This window comes from Adlercreutzia sp. ZJ242, from assembly GCF_011038995.1.
Classification (GTDB): domain Bacteria; phylum Actinomycetota; class Coriobacteriia; order Coriobacteriales; family Eggerthellaceae; genus CAAEEV01.
Genome location: NZ_JAAKEE010000006.1, coordinates 23,418 through 39,530 on the forward strand (window position 1 = coordinate 23,418; position 16,113 = coordinate 39,530).

Consider the following 16,113-nt stretch of genomic DNA (forward strand, 5'->3'; position numbering starts at 1 on the left):
ATAATTGCACGTGAAAAAACCGAAGAGGTTTTGCAAGGGCCGATCCTGCTGGGATTGGCCCTAGTTTTGCTCACCTCGCTCTCGTCAGCGAAGGCAATGCACGAAAAAGACAGGGCCGCGACGCATTCCCACGGGGGCTCAGCGCTGCTATAATAGAGATGTACCAGCAAAGCCCGTCTAGCCTAAAGGGGGCACGGGCGGCGCAGGTTCTGTTGAAATGGCGGGGTCAGTTAGCCCTGGCCCCGCACCTTTCTCCCTTCGTCATCCGTTCGCGTGGTTCTAATTTCTCGCCAAACTTCCAAGAGGAAGTTTGCTATTGTGGCGACCGCAGCAGCGGCATAAAGAATCTTCACCATGGCAACGCTCCTTTCTCGGAAGCGCCGCCCGCGCGGACTTTGCTGGTACACGAGCGATTCTAGCACGCGCAAAACGCGGCGGGAATACGGTCAGCCCCCCTACGTCATGCTGAGTGAACGACCCCTATGTCGCCCCAGGCAAGCAAGTCGCCCTCTACCGCCCCGGGCGAGCAATCTCCCTCATGCCATCCTGAGCGGAGCGCCCGCAGGGCGCGGAGTCGAAGGATCTGGTCCCTGCCTTCCATCCTCTCGCCCCTCCATCCGCCCGCATCCTCCGTCCCTCGCGCCCTCAGCCGCGTCTCCATTCCGGGTCTTCGCTCCAACTTCTGGGGGAGGGGTGACAAAATAATCCCCATAATGGGGGAGGGGGTACAATTACTCCCCACATGTGGACTTAGAGTAACGTCTAATTTACAATCATCTGTGCTGATAACACTGGAAATGCTGGTCAAGCAGCGTTTCGTGGCGGGCCAAGCCGCGTTGCGCATGTGAGACGGCGCGCAAGTGCATCTGTACTCCATGGTCGCAGGTGCGCTGGCACGGAGTACGAAGGTGGTTGGGTGTTATGCGGGCTTATCTGGAAGCTGCTCGCGAAAATAGAAAACTGCAGAGAATCGCGCTTACCGTGGCGGTGTTCGCTGCGGTCTTTGTCGTTTTGGGCGTGTTCTGGGCGCTGAAGAACACGGGCATTGCCATGACGGGGGACCCCACTTGCGGGTTCGTCGAGCACGCCCACGCCGACACCTGCTACACGAAGACGCTGAAGTGCGGGCAGGAAGAGCTGGAAGCCCACACGCACTCGATAGCGAACGGCTGCTACGCAGTGTCGCAGCCGCAGCCTCAATCGCAGGCACCCGCGTCGGCGGCCACAGACGCGGCGACCTCAAGCGCCGTGCAGGCGTCCTCGATGACGCCTGCGTCCAAAGGAGCCTCCGAAGCCTCGCAGACATCCGCGGCAACCTCCGGAGCTGCGCAGGGAACGGCGGCCCAGCCCGCCCAGTCCACGCAGACCCTCGTCTGTGAAAAGCCCGAAACCCCAGGCCACACCCATACCGACGCGTGCTACGAGAAAACCCTCACCTGCACCACTCCCGAGCATGCTCACAGCGAAAGCTGCTATGGCGATGCGGAAGCCAGCGTCGAAACACAGGAGCAGTGGGAGGCAACCCTGCCCACCAACCTGAGCGGAAGCTGGTCGAAAGACGTGGTGGCCGTCGCGCAGTCGCAGCTTGACTACGCCGAAAGCCAGGAAAACCGCACCGCAAACGAGAAAGGCGAACAGAAGGGCTACACCCGCTACGGCGCGTGGGCCGGCACCCCCTATGCTGATTGGAGCGTGCCGTTCGCGGCCTTCTGCCTGCATTACGCTGGTGCGACCGATTATCCGGTCGAGATGACATGCCCCGAATGGACGCAAGCGCTGCAGAGCCCGGAATATGGGCTGTATCACCCCGTAGAAAGCGGGTATGAGCCCAAGCCGGGCGATGTGGTGTTCTTCGCTAAGGAAGAAGATGCGGAAAAGGTGGCAACCGCGCGCACGCAAGCCGCGGAGGTCCTGGCACAGGTGCAGGCCGACGCTGCAGCGACGCAGGGTGCGGAAGCTGCCACGCAGGATGAGCAAGCGGCACAAGTGCAGGTTGAAGATGCCTATGCCGACGTATTGGCCCTGGCCAGCAGCGTGGGCATCGTGGAAGAAGTGCTGCCTGCCGACGACAAGGGCAACCCCGCGCGCATCCGCGTGATCCAGGGTGATATCGAAGACAAGGTGCAGCGCGTCGACTACGATCGCGCCGACAAGCGCATCTTAGGCTATGCGGAAGTTCCGGAAAGCAAGCAAGCGCTGCAAGACCTCATGGACGCTGCTCGCCTGGCTGCTGCAAGCGAAACCCAAGGCCAAAACGATAACCAAATTATCCAAACCTTCGAGGGCGAAGGCTATACCGTGAAGGCAATCTACGGCCCTGAGGCGCAGCTGCCCGAAGGAGTTGAGCTGCGGGCCAGTGAGTACGCGAAGGATTCCGAGCGCTATCAGCAGCGCTATGCGGAAGCCGCTGAACTCTACGGTTGGGAAGATGACCTCACTGCCAGCATTCGTCTGTTCGATGTGGGCCTCTATGCGGGCGACCAAGAGGTTGAACCCGCCGCGCCAGTTGAGGTGACCATCACCTACACTGGGCAGCAAGGGGAGTCAAGCTACCAGGTTATCCACTTTGGCGCCGAGCCCGAAACGATAGAGCCGGAAACCATCACCAACGACAACGGCCAGGATGTGAGCTTTACTCTGAACAGCTTCTCCGACGTCATGACAGTGCAGACGTTTGCGTTGGGTGCTACCACGCAGGCGGTGGATCTAAGCAACGGGCCATTCGCGCTGATCAGCTCTAATGGGTCTTCAGTTGCGATGCTGCCCCAACAAACTGAAAACGGTAAAGAATTAGAGGGTGCGTCGGTAAGCTATGTCTCGGATGAGAGCGGCGTGCATGTTTCGTCGGAACCAGTAAACACCGATTGTGCGGCGTGGTTTTTCAGAGAGGATCCAAATAATAGTAGCAATTACTATATCTACGCAAAAAAGAATGGCGTTGAAGAATACCTCAACATTGGTTATAACGGGCTAACATTGAGTGGTAGCAAGCAGAGTATCAAAGTCGAGGCAGGAGGGCCCAGGCACGAGGATCAGGTTCGGCTGGTCTATGAGCACTATAGCTATAGCTATGCAGTTAAGCAACAGCAGGATAGCTACTCTAGCTGTACTCCGCCGAGGGGAAACGCGAACGAGTACTTCTACCTGGCAACCGCGACGGGGGCGGAACAGAACCCGTCTTCGTCGTCGGAGAACCCCAGCGAGTCATCAAGTTCTCGTCCCGCGCCTGACGTCACCCAGCACAAGGTGATTGATCATCTTGGAAATGGAGAGCATCAGGTATCAACGAATCTGAATGACACAAGCGAAAAGGGAGACGATCTATATCGCCTCTATCTCGATGCGGTAGTGAACTCAGCTAAAACCCCTACCAATTTGCTGATAGTAGTTGATCAGTCCGAGAGCATGAAAAACCGGATAGATGGTTATGCTACGCAACCTGACGACGTATATAATCCCTCGCGTGAGGATTTGATCGATAAAGCGCTGAACGGACCGCGACAAGCAGACAATCAAAATTATGGTAAATACACCTACAACAATCTAGATAAGGGCCTTGTTCGTAAGTTTCTCGCGGCAAATAATGCCAATAAAGTAGCGATAGTGGGCTTTTTCGGAAATTCAATTTCTGGCGACAAGAAATACGAATACAACGGAGACGCAAAAAACATCCTGTCATGGACGCATGAATACAACAATGCAGCGAACGTCAGGGCCATAGAGGGGGCTGCTACAAATTATTGCGCGGGTTTTTCGCAAGCAGAGGACATGCTGAAGAGCCTAGATGAGAGCGAAAAGAACTTGGATGCGAGCCAAAAGAACAGAAGGGTTGTTCTTTTCATATCCGACGGCTCCCCCACCTATTCTCTTGTTAAGAACAACGCTGGCATATGGAGTAAAAACGGAGACGGCAAGAACACTTCTAAGGACGTTGATGACCAAACTCGCGATAGCTATAAAGAGTTTTTAGATGGCCGTCCTGACATTATTGTCAACACCTTTAGTGTAGCCAACGAAGCGGCAGCTAATGGGCGCTTGGATTGGATGGCGGAACAAAGTAAGGGAAAGTGCTATATTGCTGAGAATAAGGGTCAGGTACAAACCTTTCTGGGGGAGCTCATAGAAGGAGCGACGTGCACCGACCTTGTGATTCAGGATACCCTGAGCAAGTATGTTGATTTCTATGGTGCGCTAGACTGCAAAATAACCTTGAAAAAAGCCAATGGGGAAGTAGCCGCGCTTTATAGTCGCAGGACGAAAGATGCCAATTCTTTTACCGACAACATGAATAGCCACGCTGGCGCTACTGAGTTCGCAAGTCCATTGGAATCTGTCGTGTGCGACGGAAAAACCATAATCGCCACCTTTGACGAGAAGCCTTTGGATGCCGGTAGCATCATCACCCTGTCTTTCAATGTGCAAACCACCGAAGATGCTAAAACTGAATACAAAAGAAACAATGGAGGATATGGTACTGTCGTAGGCGATGCGAATACGGACTACGTTGAAGACGAAAACAGTAAGACAAGTTCCGGCTTGCCAGGTTTCCATTCTAATGTTTCGGCAAAAGTGACCTATAAGGCGACCTATAAGGCGACCTATACGGATCGCGAAGCACAATACGCCCATCCCGTTGTGCAGGTTCCTGACAGAACGAGCCCCGATAATCCTTCCTATAATCCTGAACCCGACACTGCGGCGATCGAGGCTCATAAGACAATAGATGCATTCCGTGACGGCGTCAAAAACCCCGATACGGACCTGGAAACTACGGCGGCCGACAACACTGACCTCTACCGTCTCTATCTGGACGCAGCCGCTAAAACCAGAGTAGAGCCCATTGACCTGGTGATTGTGGTAGATGAATCCTGGAGCATGCAAGCACCTGATATGCCGGGCAATGTGAGAAGGTACGAGGCGGTCAGCGAAGTTCTGAACGGCACGACCGAGCAAAGTGGCTTCTCTACCAATAAGGAAAAGGGTCTCATCTACCAGTTCCTGAAGATGAACAAGGATAACCAGGTTGCTGTCGTGGGCTTCAATGGGCGATTTGAAAGTCGGCAGGATCCAGATTGGAAAAAAGACTCGAAGGTTCTTCACGACTGGATGAAGGGCACTGCTGCGTGTGAATTTGTGCCTGTGGAAGCGGACGGTGAGAGCGAGTATGAAAAGGGTGATTGGCCGAGCACTAACTACTGCGCTGGTCTTTGGCAAGCGGATCAGTTGCTCGACAAGAGCGTCTCAAACAATAAGAAGGCGATGGTCTTCATTTCCGATGGTGTTCCGACGTATTGGGTAGGAAAGGGCCCGGACGGTGAAGATGTGCGCAAGGGAAGTGGTTGGGAAAGAGATACAAGCAATACCGAAAAATGCGTAAAAGAAACAGAGCAATACTTCAAGTATCGATTCTTGACAGAGTTTGATAACGAGAAGGTTGATGTCTACACCATTGGTATTGTTCCCGAAGGAGGATCTATAGAAGAACCCTCTACGGGTTTAGCTATCCTTGATGTGTTGCTCGATTTTTGGAGGAGCGTTTTCAATCACCCCTTCGACACCGAGATCTTGACAAAAATGAAGAATGGCAATGGCAGGTATATCCAGGCTGGTAGCACGCAGGAAGTAAGGGATGCTCTGCGCGAGAGCATGCAATGCTTCAATGTGGATAATCTGAAGATTGAGGATACTTTAAGTGGGTACGTGAAGCTCCACGATCAAGCGGACTTTAAGGTAACTAAGACAGATTCGAGTGGCAATATCAGTATTCTTTGGCCAAAAGACGAAGCGACTGAGTTTTTGGATAAAGGGAAAAATTTGATCGTGACAAATGTCAAGGTTCTGGACGTAAAGGATAACAACAACGAGGATACGAAAAAGATAACTGCCATATTTGACTTTGGCTACCAGATGCAACCGGGCTGCAAGTACACGCTTTCATTTAACGTGAAGGCTAGTGACAAGGCGCGAAATGAGTATAACGATCATGGCTATCCCGAGGGTGATACGGGAATAGGTCAAGTTGGAACAAATTATCCTGGCAATAGTACAAGTGAAGGCAAGCATGGTTTCCGCTCGAATGTTGCGGCTCAAGCAACCTATGATGATGATAATGGATCGCAGGCAATGCCCTACAATCACCCCGTTGTTCAGGCTCCCTATAGGCTGCCCGAGACTGGCGGTAGGGGCGTAGGTACCTTACTCGGTGCAGGAGCACTGCTGGTGACTTGCGCGGGCGTGGGACTGGCGGCGAAGCGACGACGAAGCGTGCGCATCTAGCGCGAACCCAATGAAAAAGCATACAAACGTATGCACTCGAAGCTCGAGTGCTGGCGATAGCCATGCCGATTTCGGCAAAAACGCAGGTAAAAGCGCAGGAGACAGGGAACGGAGGTGAGGAACTCATGGGTTTGTTCGACAGAAAGCGAAAAACGGCCAAAGCGGTTGAGCAGCGGTCGTTTGAGGCTGAGGTGGACTATGTGCAAACGATTAACTCGTCGGCGGCTGAACTGCAAGCAGTTAACGCACAAATAGTTGAACAGCAGACGGTTGAAGAGCAAGTGGCTGAGCATAAACCGACCGATACCCGAGCGACCGGAGAGGAAGCAGATGAATCGCAAGAGGTTGCACTGCGGCTGACGGAAGTCAATTCACCTGCTGCTGGAGAGACTGGCGTGCAGACAGCCGACGTTCAGACGGACGATGCGCCAGCGTCTGACGCGCAAGTAGACGATGCGCAAAAGATCGAGTCGCAGCCGACTGATGAGGAGTCCTCAACCGTCCTCCCTGTGACAGAGGCTCAAGTGAGCGACGCGTCAGTGGTCGAGGCGCAGCCGACCGATGCGCTAGCGGCTGAGGCGCAGCCGCAGGCCGAATGGTCGGACGCCGATCAGCTCGCTGGCCAGCCGGCCAACCAGCTCTCCACCCAACCGGTCGGCCCAGCAACCGAACAGGCCATGAGCGCCCCCTCCCTGGAGAACGTCATCGTCACGAAGTCGCGCGACCTCTCGCGGCTGAGCCGCGAGGACCTGCTGCAGCTGCTGCTGACGCAAAGCAAGGACGCCGAGCGCCTGCAGGACTACCTGCGCGACGTCGCAGACGAGTTCGAGCGCTGCACCAGCCTCAACGCGCGGCTGCGCGAGAAGCTCGACGCCAAGGACGAGCAAATCGAGCGCCTGAAAGGGCGCCTTGACGATAAGGACAAGCGCATCGCGCTGATGCAGGCGCGACTGGATGAACTGGAGGTGTCGAAGGAAGAAGAGCAAAGGCACGCGCGGATCATCGCGAACGCGGCCAAGGGCGTGCGCAGCGCGCTCGAGGCGTTCAACGCCACGGCGGACTGGTATATCGCCAGTTTGCAGGAGGTGTGCGGGGATCTCGACGGCCAGCCTGCCCGTGCGACGGCAGCCACCTCGTCCGAAAGCGGGCGGGGCTCAACAGCGTGGGCCATGGCCAGCAGCGACCACGAAGCGGAAGCCCCCGCGGAAGCACCTGGCAACAGCCAGGACCAGGGCGCACCATCGTCCGCTCCGTCCGCCGATGAAAGCCGAGCGGGTAACAACCCGAAGGCGGCTGATGCGTGAGCGATGACGGACAGGCGGTGACCCCGGCCGAGATCACGTGCCAGGCGGTGTTCGTGAACACCGAATCGGTGAAAGCCGAGCTCGAGCGCGAGCGACGCCGGCAAACCAAGCGCCGCATCACGACCAGCACGATCCTGGGCCTGGTGGTGGTGGCGGCGGTGGCGGTGCTCGCGGCGGTGCTGATGCTGCCCACGCTGGTGATCAGCGGCTCGTCTATGACCGACACGCTGGAAGACGGCGACGTGGTGATGACGCTGGGCGTGGGCGACCTGCAGCAGGGCGATGTGGTGGCGTTTTACCACAACAACAACGTGCTGGTGAAGCGCGTGATCGCGGGTCCGGGCGACTGGGTGGACATTGACAAGGACGGCAACGTGTCGGTGAACGGGGAGGAGCTGGACGAGCCCTACGTGACCGACAAGGCGCTCGGAACGTGCGACATCAAGCTGCCGTTCCAGGTGCCCGACGGCAAGCACTTCGTAATGGGCGACCATCGCCAGACGAGCGTGGACAGCCGCAGCAGCCAGATCGGGTGCGTGTCGCCCGACGACATGGTAGGCAAGCTTGCGCTCCGCGTCTGGCCGCTGAACCGCTTCGGCCCGGTGAGCTAGGCGAAGGGACCGAGTGGTGTCTGCCCTGTGCGGAGCGCGAAGGCTGCGGTGAGCACCCCACGTGGTGCGCATGGAATGAAGGCAATTTACCAGGCGAAATGCCTTGGTGAGAGATAGATGCGACATGAGAGATTAAGGCGGAAGGAGGAGCTATAGAGAACGAGAGAAAGGGGGCACCGCCCTAAGGTGAGGCAAGCCGCGTAAGCGGCAGGAAGGGCGCTTTGGCGCCGAACTACGATTGAAGGGAAAGAGATGAAATCCGCACTAAGAAAACTAACGAGCATAGCAGTAGCCGTGCTCATGGTGGCGCTGTTGGTGCCGGCTGTGGCGTTGGGCGCCAATTCGACAGACGCGATAGGCACCATCACGGTTGACAACCCGGTGGCTGGCAAAACCTATACAGCGTTTAAGATCTTCGATGTGAGCTACAGCGGGGATGATTACTCTTACACTATCGATAGCGACGGCCAAAACTCATGGTTCGGCGAAGTTATGGGTTACATGGGCAAGGAATATAACGACGAAACGGGAAAGTATGATGGCGCTGTAAATAACGCCTACACTGGCGAAGGCATCACGTTAACGCCCTCCACGAACGATCCTGGTGTCTACGTCGTAACCTTTACCGATGCTTTCTCCGCACCTGATTTTGCTGAGAAAATGAAAACTCATGTGGAGAATAAAGGAGGCGGCCAATCGCTGGAAGCCGTTGCCGACACCGATACCGTTGCTGTTGACGAATTGCCTCTGGGCTATTATCTTGTTAGCACCGATAGTGGCGCATTGTGCAATCTGACCACTACCAATCCCACGGTTACCATCCATGACAAGAACGACACGAAGTTTGAGAAGGCCGCCAACAAGACTACCGTTAATATTGGCGATACAGTGAATTATGTGATCGAGGGTAAAGTCCAGGATTCTACCGGTTTTGAGCCTGACACCTACCAGTACAAAGTTACGGACACGATGTCTGACGGCTTGACTTTCCAAGGTTCGGTTACAGTTTATGTTGGAGGTACTGTTGCGGCTGATAAGTCGAGCGTCACTAATCCTGTACTGATGCTCACGCAGGGCGATCAGTATACCTACACTGCGACTCCAGTAGGGGAAGGCATAGCAAAGACTGGCTTCGAGGTTAATGTCAAAATCGAAAAGCTCCAAAACTATGTCGGCGAGCCGATTTACATTGTGTACTCCGCGGTGGTAAACGAGAGCGCCTTGGTGGGCGTTGAGACGAATAATGCACACCTCAGCTTCACGCACGATCCTAATGCCGTATCTAATCCGAAGGAAATCGACAGAAAGGTGGACGTGTTCACCGCGCAGATCAAGATTGATAAGGACGACGAGAGCGGCCAGCCTCTTAAGGGCGCAACCTTTGTCCTTATGAACGGCGATGACACTTCGGCGCAGTATTACAAGATTGCTTCGGTAGATGGTAGGCCGACGGTGACGTGGGTCGATACTGTGGAAGATGCGGATAAGTTTACTACGGACGCTGAGGGCTTTACGTACATCAGCGGTCTCGCCAATGGCACCTACTACCTGAAAGAGACCCAGGCGCCTGATGGCTACAATCCGCTTACGGAGACGCCTATGATCAATATTAACGGTCAGGTAGCGAATCATGCTGAGGTCGACGGCAGCCTTCATCCGGTGAAGCCGATCGTCAATCATAGTGGCGGCCTCCTCCCCAACACTGGTGGTATCGGCACCACGCTCTTCTACGTGGGTGGCGGGATTCTGATTGTGGGCGCTCTGGCTGCCTTCATCATCAAGCGTCGTTCTGCTAAGCATACGGCGTAGCACCTCCCTCTTTGCGGTTCCTCCGCAAGCTATGGACGGGAGCGGGCCTGCCGCTCCCGTCTTGCCGCGCCGGTTGATGCCTTCGCGCTGGCGCGCGGCGAGCAACGGGAACTTCTTCCTGGCCAAATCAACCAACCTTATATTACGCATACTGACCACCATCGTTTCGCAAGGAGCAGCTTTCACACGGTGTTCAAGCGCAAGAACATACCCGCTGACAGCAAAGACGCGCCTGCATCTGCTTCTGCGCCTGATGCGCAGGGCGCGTCGGCGTCTGCCTCGGCTTCCGATGCTGGCAGTCAAGGCGCGTCTGCGCCTGCCGACGCTTCGGCTTCCGATGCCAAGGCACCTGAATCTGAGCCTGCTTCTGACGGTGCGGTTTCTGCTGCACCTGATTCCGCCCCTGACGCCAAGCCCCCCAAGAAGAAGCGACGCGTATCGCCTTCTAGCGTCATCATCGCGCTCGTGCTCATCGCGGGCATCGGCATCTTCTGCTATCCGGCGGTGAGCGACTGGTGGAACTCGATGCATGCCACGCGCGCCATCGCTGCCTATCAAGAGGCCGTGGCCGCCATGAGCGAAGAAGAGAAGGCGACATTCTTCTCCCAGGCGCGGGACTACAACGCGCACCTCGACACGCTGTCCGAGCGCTTCGGCGGGGCTCCCAGCATCAACGACGAGTATGAGCAGGCCCTCAACGTGACGGGCGACGGGCTCATCGGGTACGTGACCGTCGACAAGATCGACGTTCACCTGCCCATCTATCACGGCACTGACGAGGGCACGCTGCAAACGGCGGCTGGCCATCTGGAGGGGTCGCACCTTCCCACGGGAGACGTGGGCACGCATCCGGTGATATCCGCCCATCGCGGGCTTCCCTCGGCGGTGCTGTTCACCTACTTGGACGAGGTTCACGAAGGCGATTACTTCACTATCACCGTCTTGGACACTGAGCTGGCCTATCAGGTTGACCAGGTGCTCATCGTGGAGCCGGCGCAGATTGACGCGCTCATGGCTGAAGACGACATCGAGTACGCCACTCTGCAGACCTGCACGCCCTATGGCGTGAACTCGCATCGGATGCTGGTGCGCGGGCATCGGGTGGACGGCATTCCCGACGACCTGGTCGGCGAAAGCGACGCGCGGCGCGTGCCCATCCACATCATGGCGCCTGCCGTGGCCGTGCCGATCCTGCTTCTGGCGCTCGTGGGCCTTCTGGTGGCGAGCCGCCGCAAGCCCGCGCGCCTGACCGAGGAAGACCAGCGCGCGGTGTCGATCGCGCCCGATGGGCTGACGCCGTCTGATGGGACACGCGCGCGTGATGTGGAAGCTGCGTCTGAGGCACCCGACAGCACGCCCACTCCCGACGAGCCATTCGCGCCTGATGCGCCCGCCGAAGAGCCTGACGTTGGCGACGCCAACATTAACAGCCCGGGCATTGACAACCCCGATGCTGACAACCCCGACGCAAGGAGGGAAGACCATGAGAGGTAACGCTTCTGCCGCCACGTGGAAGGGCAGGTGGCTTGCCTGCTTGGCGGCCGCGGCTGCATCCGCGCTGTGCCTGCTGGTTGCGGCGGGCCTGGCGTCTGCGGCGCAGCCCAGCCTCGACCTGTCCAAGGACAGCAGCCTCAAGGTGACGGCCGCCCTGGAGGATCCCCAATCCTTCACGGGCTCCGACGCCGGCATCCAGGTGGACGCCTACCTGGTGGCGCGCGCCGAGCAGGTGCAGGGCTACGACACCTATGCCTACGCGCCGGTTGAGGGCGGGCCTTTCGCAAACCTTGACGTTGCGGCGCTGAACAAGGCCATGGAGTCGAAGGACAGCACTGCGGCCACGCAGGCTTCGCAGCAGTTCGCGCAAGCGGCCCTGACCGCCGCGCTCGCCGACCTGCGCTCGCCTGAGCCCACGCTCGCAAGCGCGCCCCGTGCCGACATGATCGCAGCAGGCAGCGAGGGCGCAACGTGCGAGGCTGACTTCCCGCAGCTCCCCAGCGGCCTGTACCTGCTGGTAGCGCACGGGACCAGCCTTTCCGCAGATGACTACGCCACCACGCTGGCAGACGGCAAGACGGCCACGGTGGCGTACTCGGCGCTGAAGGAGTGCGCCTTCGAGCCGGTGCTGGTGTCGCTGCCCACGCGCGAGGCGGCCGCAGGGCAGCCGCTCACCACCGCCAGCGGGACCGACTGGCGCTACAGCGCCCACACCATGCTCAAGCCGCAGGTCAGCCCGCGCATGGGCTCGCTTGAGATCGTGAAGGCGCTCGACCGCTTCGAGACCGACGGCACCGGCGTCGACAGCGCGGCCACGTTCGTGTTCAGCGTGCAGGCCGTCGACGCGAGCGGCGAGAAGGTCTACGACGACGTGGTCTCCCTCGTGTTCGACCAGCCGGGCAGCAAGAGCGCCCTCATTGAGAACAAGATACCGGCGGGCGCCACCGTGACGGTGCGCGAGGTGTACTCGGGCGCGTCCTACCAGGTGGCGGGCGCCTCTGAGGGAACGGCGGTCATAGCGGCCGACGAGGTGGCGCAGGTGAGCTTCGCCAACACCAACGACAACACCAAGGTGCACGGCGGGTCGGTGACCAACAGCTTCACATACGGCGGCAAAGAAGGCGGCTGGCAGCTCGCCCCCGCCTACAGCCATGGCGCTCCGGCGTCTGAGGACTAGCGGGAAGGGGGAGCTGTGAAGGCGTTATCGTATGAGAGGACGTGCGCGCAGGCTTGCGGGAAGGCGCGCTTCGCCGGGGTGGCTGCGCTGTTCGTCGTGGCTGTCATGTGCATCGCGGTTGCGGGGGTGGGCGCGGCAAGCGCGTACTTCACCACGTACTGCCAGGCGAAGGGCGGGTACACGCTCGAGCTGGGCGACACCACCACGGTGAAGGAGAGCTTCGCGAACTGGACGAAGTCGGTCACCGTGCAGAGCGATGCCGCATCTGACGAGGCGGTGTACGTGCGCGTGAAAGCCTATGGCCCCGAAAAGTACCCCATTACGTACAGCGAGCCCGGCGGCGCCACCAACTGGAGCCTCGCCGCTGACGGGTATTACTACTACAACGGGATCTTGGACCCCGGGACTGCAACGTCGGCGCTTAACCTGATGATTCGAGACGTGCTCCCGTCGGATGCGGGCGCGGGGGTGGCTCCGCAGCCAGGGGATGCGTTCAACGTGGTGGTGATCTACGAGACCACGCCCGCGCAGTACCAGCCCGACGGCACCGCGGTGGAGCCTGAGCGCGCCGACTGGTCCGTGAAGCTTGAGACCGGAAGCGCGCCCGACGCATCCGAGGGAGGTGAGCGCTGATGGAGCGCTTGAAGGACGTCCTCGCCAAGCAGAAGGTGACCCTGGCGCTGTTCGTGGCAGCGGTGCTGCTGCTCGGCATTTCCGGGGTGGGCTCGGCCCAGGCGGCGCTCACCTACTTCTCCGAGGACTACATGACCCACGTCGAGATGAAGAACATCGGCGTCACGCTGCTGGAGAACGACGAGCGCGTGGCCTGGCGCGACTACCTCTCTGAGAACAACTGGGACGAGACCAGCACGAAGCTGCCCGACCAGGTGCCGTTTGCCGAGCCTGACGAGACGGGCGACTACCTGTACCGCGGCGCCGAGGGCCGGCTGCTCGAGCACATGCTCGCGCCCGGCGACCGCCTCGCGCCCGGCGTTGCCTACGACGAGCGCCTGACGGTGCAGAACACGGGCTCGATCAGCCAGTTCGTGCGCGTGACCGTGACGCGGTGCTGGGTGGACGAGCAGGGCGCCAAGCGCACGGACGTCTCTCCCAGCCTGATCGACCTGAACCTGGTGAACGTCGGCGACGCGTGGCTGGTGGACGAGGCAGCCTCGACCGCCGAGCGCACGGTGCTGTACTGCTCGCGCCTGCTCGCTCCCGGAGAGGTGGCGCCGCTGTTCGCCGACTCGCTGACCATCGACAAGGCGGTGAGCAGCCGCGTGACCCAGACCGAGAGCACGACGGGCGAGGGCACCGTCATCACCACTGAGTACGACTACGACGGCCTGACCTTCTGCGTGGAAGCCTGCGTGGAGGCGGTGCAGGACCACAACGCCCAGGATGCCGCGAAGAGCGCCTGGGGCGCGGACGTGGTGGTGTCGGGCGACCGGCTGAGCCTGGGCTAAGGAGGCTTTGACTATGGGACTGAGGAAAGAGAAGGGCGCTCGCGCGGGAGCTTGCGGTGGCGTGCCGGCATGCGCGTGCGCTGGCGTGCGCGCGCGACAGGGCGCTCGCGCGGCGATGGGCTTCCTGGCGGCGTTCGCCCTGTGCGCTGCTTTCGCGACGGCCGTCCTGCCGACGGATGCGGCGCACGCCGTCGAGCACAACGGGCGCACCGACTGGAGCGTGACCTTCACGTCTGACGGGAAGATGGTCAACGCGCCCGAGAACATGGTCTTCGCCGACGCGGTGTCCGACATGCAGCCGGGCGACGTCAACACCGTGGCCGTCACCATCAAGAACGACAACGCATCTGCCACCGACTGGTACCTCGCCAACGAGGTCATCAAGTCGCTGGAGGCGTCCGCGTCGGTGGCGCACGGCGGCGGCTACGGCTACGTGCTCACGTACAAGGGGCCGTCCGGCCAGGAGGAGACGCTGTTCAGCAGCGACCAGGTGGGCGGCGAGTCCGTGGGCCGCTCGGGCGAGGGTCTTTCCGAGGCCACCAGCTCGCTTGAGGGCTTCCTGATGCTCGACACGCTGAAGTCGGGCGAGCAGGGCCTGGTCACGCTGCAGGTCTCCCTTGACGGGGAGACGAACAACAACGCCTACCAGGACACGCTGGCCGACATCAAGATGAAGTTCGCGGTGGAGCTGGCGGCGACGCCCGGCTCGCCGGCAACGCCCGGTTCGCCGTCGGTGTCGCCCGGCCAACCGGGGTCGAGCGGTCCTCTGGGATCGATGCTTCCGCAGACGGGCGATCGTACGAACATGATCCTGCTTCTGGCCCTTGCGGGCGTAGTCGGCGTGATGCTGTTCGTGATGGCGCTGCTCGGGCGATACTGGAGGCGCGAGCAGGAGGCGGCGGGAAAGGAAGGCGAGCATGCGAGGCGTTAACGGAGCTGATCGAGTTAACGGAGCAGGCGCGGCTTCGCGCCGTCTGCGCGGGGGCGCCTTGGCGGGTGCTTGGACGACCCTGCTGGCCTGCGCGGGCGCTCTCCTTGCGGCGTTGGCTCTGTGCGGGGCGCTGTGCCCCGGTGTCGCCTATGCCGCTGACGCCGCTGGCGTTGCTGGCGCCGCGAGCGGCAAGGCGGACTACACGTACACGGTGCGCGTGTTCGCCGGCAACCAGGGCATGGTCGATGGCGAGGGCTGCAAGATATACGCGAACATCCCCGCAGGCGCGCGGTGGAGCTTCCATCCTGAGATGGTGCGCGTTGCCGACAACAGCAAGTACTACGTGAAGGGGATCAAGCTCGCCGGGCGCGACAACGACACGGCGCTCGCCGTGGCGAACACGTCGTCCTTCGTCGTTGACGAGGACGTTGACCTGGTGGTCGCCTACGGCATGAAGGGCTCGGTCACGTACTACACGGTGACCTACGTGGACGAGAGCGGGCGCGAGCTTGCGCCCGCGCAGCGCTACGAGGGCAACGTGGGTGACCGCCCGGTGGTGGCGTACCGCTACATCGAGGGCTATCGGCCCCAGGCGTACAACTTGAGCGGCACCCTTTCGGAAGATGAGTCGAAGAACGCGTTCACGTTCGTGTATGCGCCTGTGGCCGCGGGCGAGGGCGAGGGAGGCGCGGCTGGTGCTGGTGCGGCTGGCGCCGCGGGCGCGGCGGGCGCCGGAGCAGGTGCGACGGATGCCGCCGGCCAGGGCGGCCAGGACGACGCCGTCGAGCAGAACCCGGCTCCCACGACCGACATCCCCTCAGACGGCGTGCCCCTGTCCGACGCGCCCGAAGAGATCGCCTCCATTGACGACAACGCCGTTCCGCTTGCTGCGAACGCTGCCGAAGGGAAGTCGCAGGTGCTGTGGGGCCTCGCCTCGCCGGTGGGCATGGCGGTCACCTGCCTGGTGCTCGTGATCGTCGGCGTCGTGGCATGGCGCTTCTACGTCATGCGCAAGCGGTCGCGCGGCTCTGGCCGTAAGGGATAG

At 59.9% G+C, this 16,113-nt stretch carries 11 protein-coding genes; 10 read left to right on the plus strand and 1 reads right to left on the minus strand.

Translation table 11 applies throughout. The annotated features are described in order from the left end of the window. Positions 1-230: 230 nt before the first annotated feature. Entirely contained in the window at positions 231-356 is a 126-nt protein-coding gene (locus G7Y49_RS12345) for a hypothetical protein (RefSeq protein WP_255465903.1), read from the minus strand. 565 nt (positions 357-921) lie between these two features. Between G7Y49_RS12345 and G7Y49_RS02935 the strand changes: the two genes are divergently transcribed. From G7Y49_RS02935 to G7Y49_RS02980, 10 genes are all read left to right on the plus strand, one after another. Next, entirely contained in the window at positions 922-6,276 is a 5,355-nt protein-coding gene (locus tag G7Y49_RS02935; RefSeq protein WP_165171051.1) for a VWA domain-containing protein, read from the plus strand. A gap of 125 nt (positions 6,277-6,401) precedes the next feature. Continuing rightward, positions 6,402-7,580 (plus strand): hypothetical protein, encoded by a 1,179-nt coding sequence (locus tag G7Y49_RS02940; RefSeq protein WP_165171053.1) that lies wholly within the window; start codon positions 6,402-6,404, stop codon positions 7,578-7,580. Further along, the gene (gene lepB, locus G7Y49_RS02945) at positions 7,577-8,191 is read left to right on the plus strand and encodes a signal peptidase I (RefSeq protein ID WP_206214534.1); all 615 of its coding nucleotides are present in this window, start codon (positions 7,577-7,579) and stop codon (positions 8,189-8,191) included. The genes G7Y49_RS02940 and lepB overlap by 4 nt, the downstream gene beginning before the upstream one ends. Before the next feature lie 252 nt (positions 8,192-8,443). Beyond that, positions 8,444-10,000, plus strand: a complete 1,557-nt coding sequence (locus G7Y49_RS02950) for an isopeptide-forming domain-containing fimbrial protein (RefSeq protein WP_165171055.1) — start codon at positions 8,444-8,446, stop codon at positions 9,998-10,000. 189 nt (positions 10,001-10,189) lie between these two features. Next, positions 10,190-11,494, plus strand: coding sequence for a class C sortase (locus tag G7Y49_RS02955; RefSeq protein ID WP_165171057.1), 1,305 nt, complete (start codon positions 10,190-10,192; stop codon positions 11,492-11,494). Further along, positions 11,484-12,671 (plus strand): DUF5979 domain-containing protein, encoded by a 1,188-nt coding sequence (locus G7Y49_RS02960; RefSeq protein WP_165171059.1) that lies wholly within the window; start codon positions 11,484-11,486, stop codon positions 12,669-12,671. The genes G7Y49_RS02955 and G7Y49_RS02960 overlap by 11 nt, the downstream gene beginning before the upstream one ends. Before the next feature lie 15 nt (positions 12,672-12,686). After that, complete coding sequence (locus tag G7Y49_RS02965; RefSeq protein WP_165171061.1) at positions 12,687-13,304, plus strand: hypothetical protein; 618 nt, start codon at positions 12,687-12,689, stop codon at positions 13,302-13,304. Next, entirely contained in the window at positions 13,304-14,137 is an 834-nt protein-coding gene (locus G7Y49_RS02970; RefSeq protein ID WP_165171063.1) for a hypothetical protein, read from the plus strand. The genes G7Y49_RS02965 and G7Y49_RS02970 overlap by 1 nt, the downstream gene beginning before the upstream one ends. 13 nt (positions 14,138-14,150) lie before the next feature. Next, on the plus strand, positions 14,151-15,068 hold the full coding sequence (locus G7Y49_RS12070; RefSeq protein ID WP_206214535.1) for an LPXTG cell wall anchor domain-containing protein: 918 nt from the start codon (positions 14,151-14,153) through the stop codon (positions 15,066-15,068). Continuing rightward, a complete protein-coding gene (locus tag G7Y49_RS02980; RefSeq protein ID WP_165171065.1) occupies positions 15,055-16,113 on the plus strand; it encodes a MucBP domain-containing protein in 1,059 nt (352 codons plus the stop codon). Before G7Y49_RS12070 ends, G7Y49_RS02980 begins: the two co-directional genes overlap by 14 nt.

What these genes read in the sequence shown, in the direction of transcription:
- G7Y49_RS02935 (WP_165171051.1), top strand. Translation starts at nt 922, where the DNA reads ATGCGGGCTTATCTGGAAGCTGCTCGCGAAAATAGAAAACTGCAGAGA.
- G7Y49_RS02980 (WP_165171065.1), top strand. Translation starts at nt 15,055, where the DNA reads ATGCGAGGCGTTAACGGAGCTGATCGAGTTAACGGAGCAGGCGCGGCT.
- G7Y49_RS02960 (WP_165171059.1), top strand. Translation starts at nt 11,484, where the DNA reads ATGAGAGGTAACGCTTCTGCCGCCACGTGGAAGGGCAGGTGGCTTGCC.
- G7Y49_RS12070 (WP_206214535.1), top strand. Translation starts at nt 14,151, where the DNA reads ATGGGACTGAGGAAAGAGAAGGGCGCTCGCGCGGGAGCTTGCGGTGGC.
- G7Y49_RS02940 (WP_165171053.1), top strand. Translation starts at nt 6,402, where the DNA reads ATGGGTTTGTTCGACAGAAAGCGAAAAACGGCCAAAGCGGTTGAGCAG.
- G7Y49_RS12345 (WP_255465903.1), bottom strand. Translation starts at nt 356, where the DNA reads ATGGTGAAGATTCTTTATGCCGCTGCTGCGGTCGCCACAATAGCAAAC.
- G7Y49_RS02970 (WP_165171063.1), top strand. Translation starts at nt 13,304, where the DNA reads ATGGAGCGCTTGAAGGACGTCCTCGCCAAGCAGAAGGTGACCCTGGCG.
- G7Y49_RS02950 (WP_165171055.1), top strand. Translation starts at nt 8,444, where the DNA reads ATGAAATCCGCACTAAGAAAACTAACGAGCATAGCAGTAGCCGTGCTC.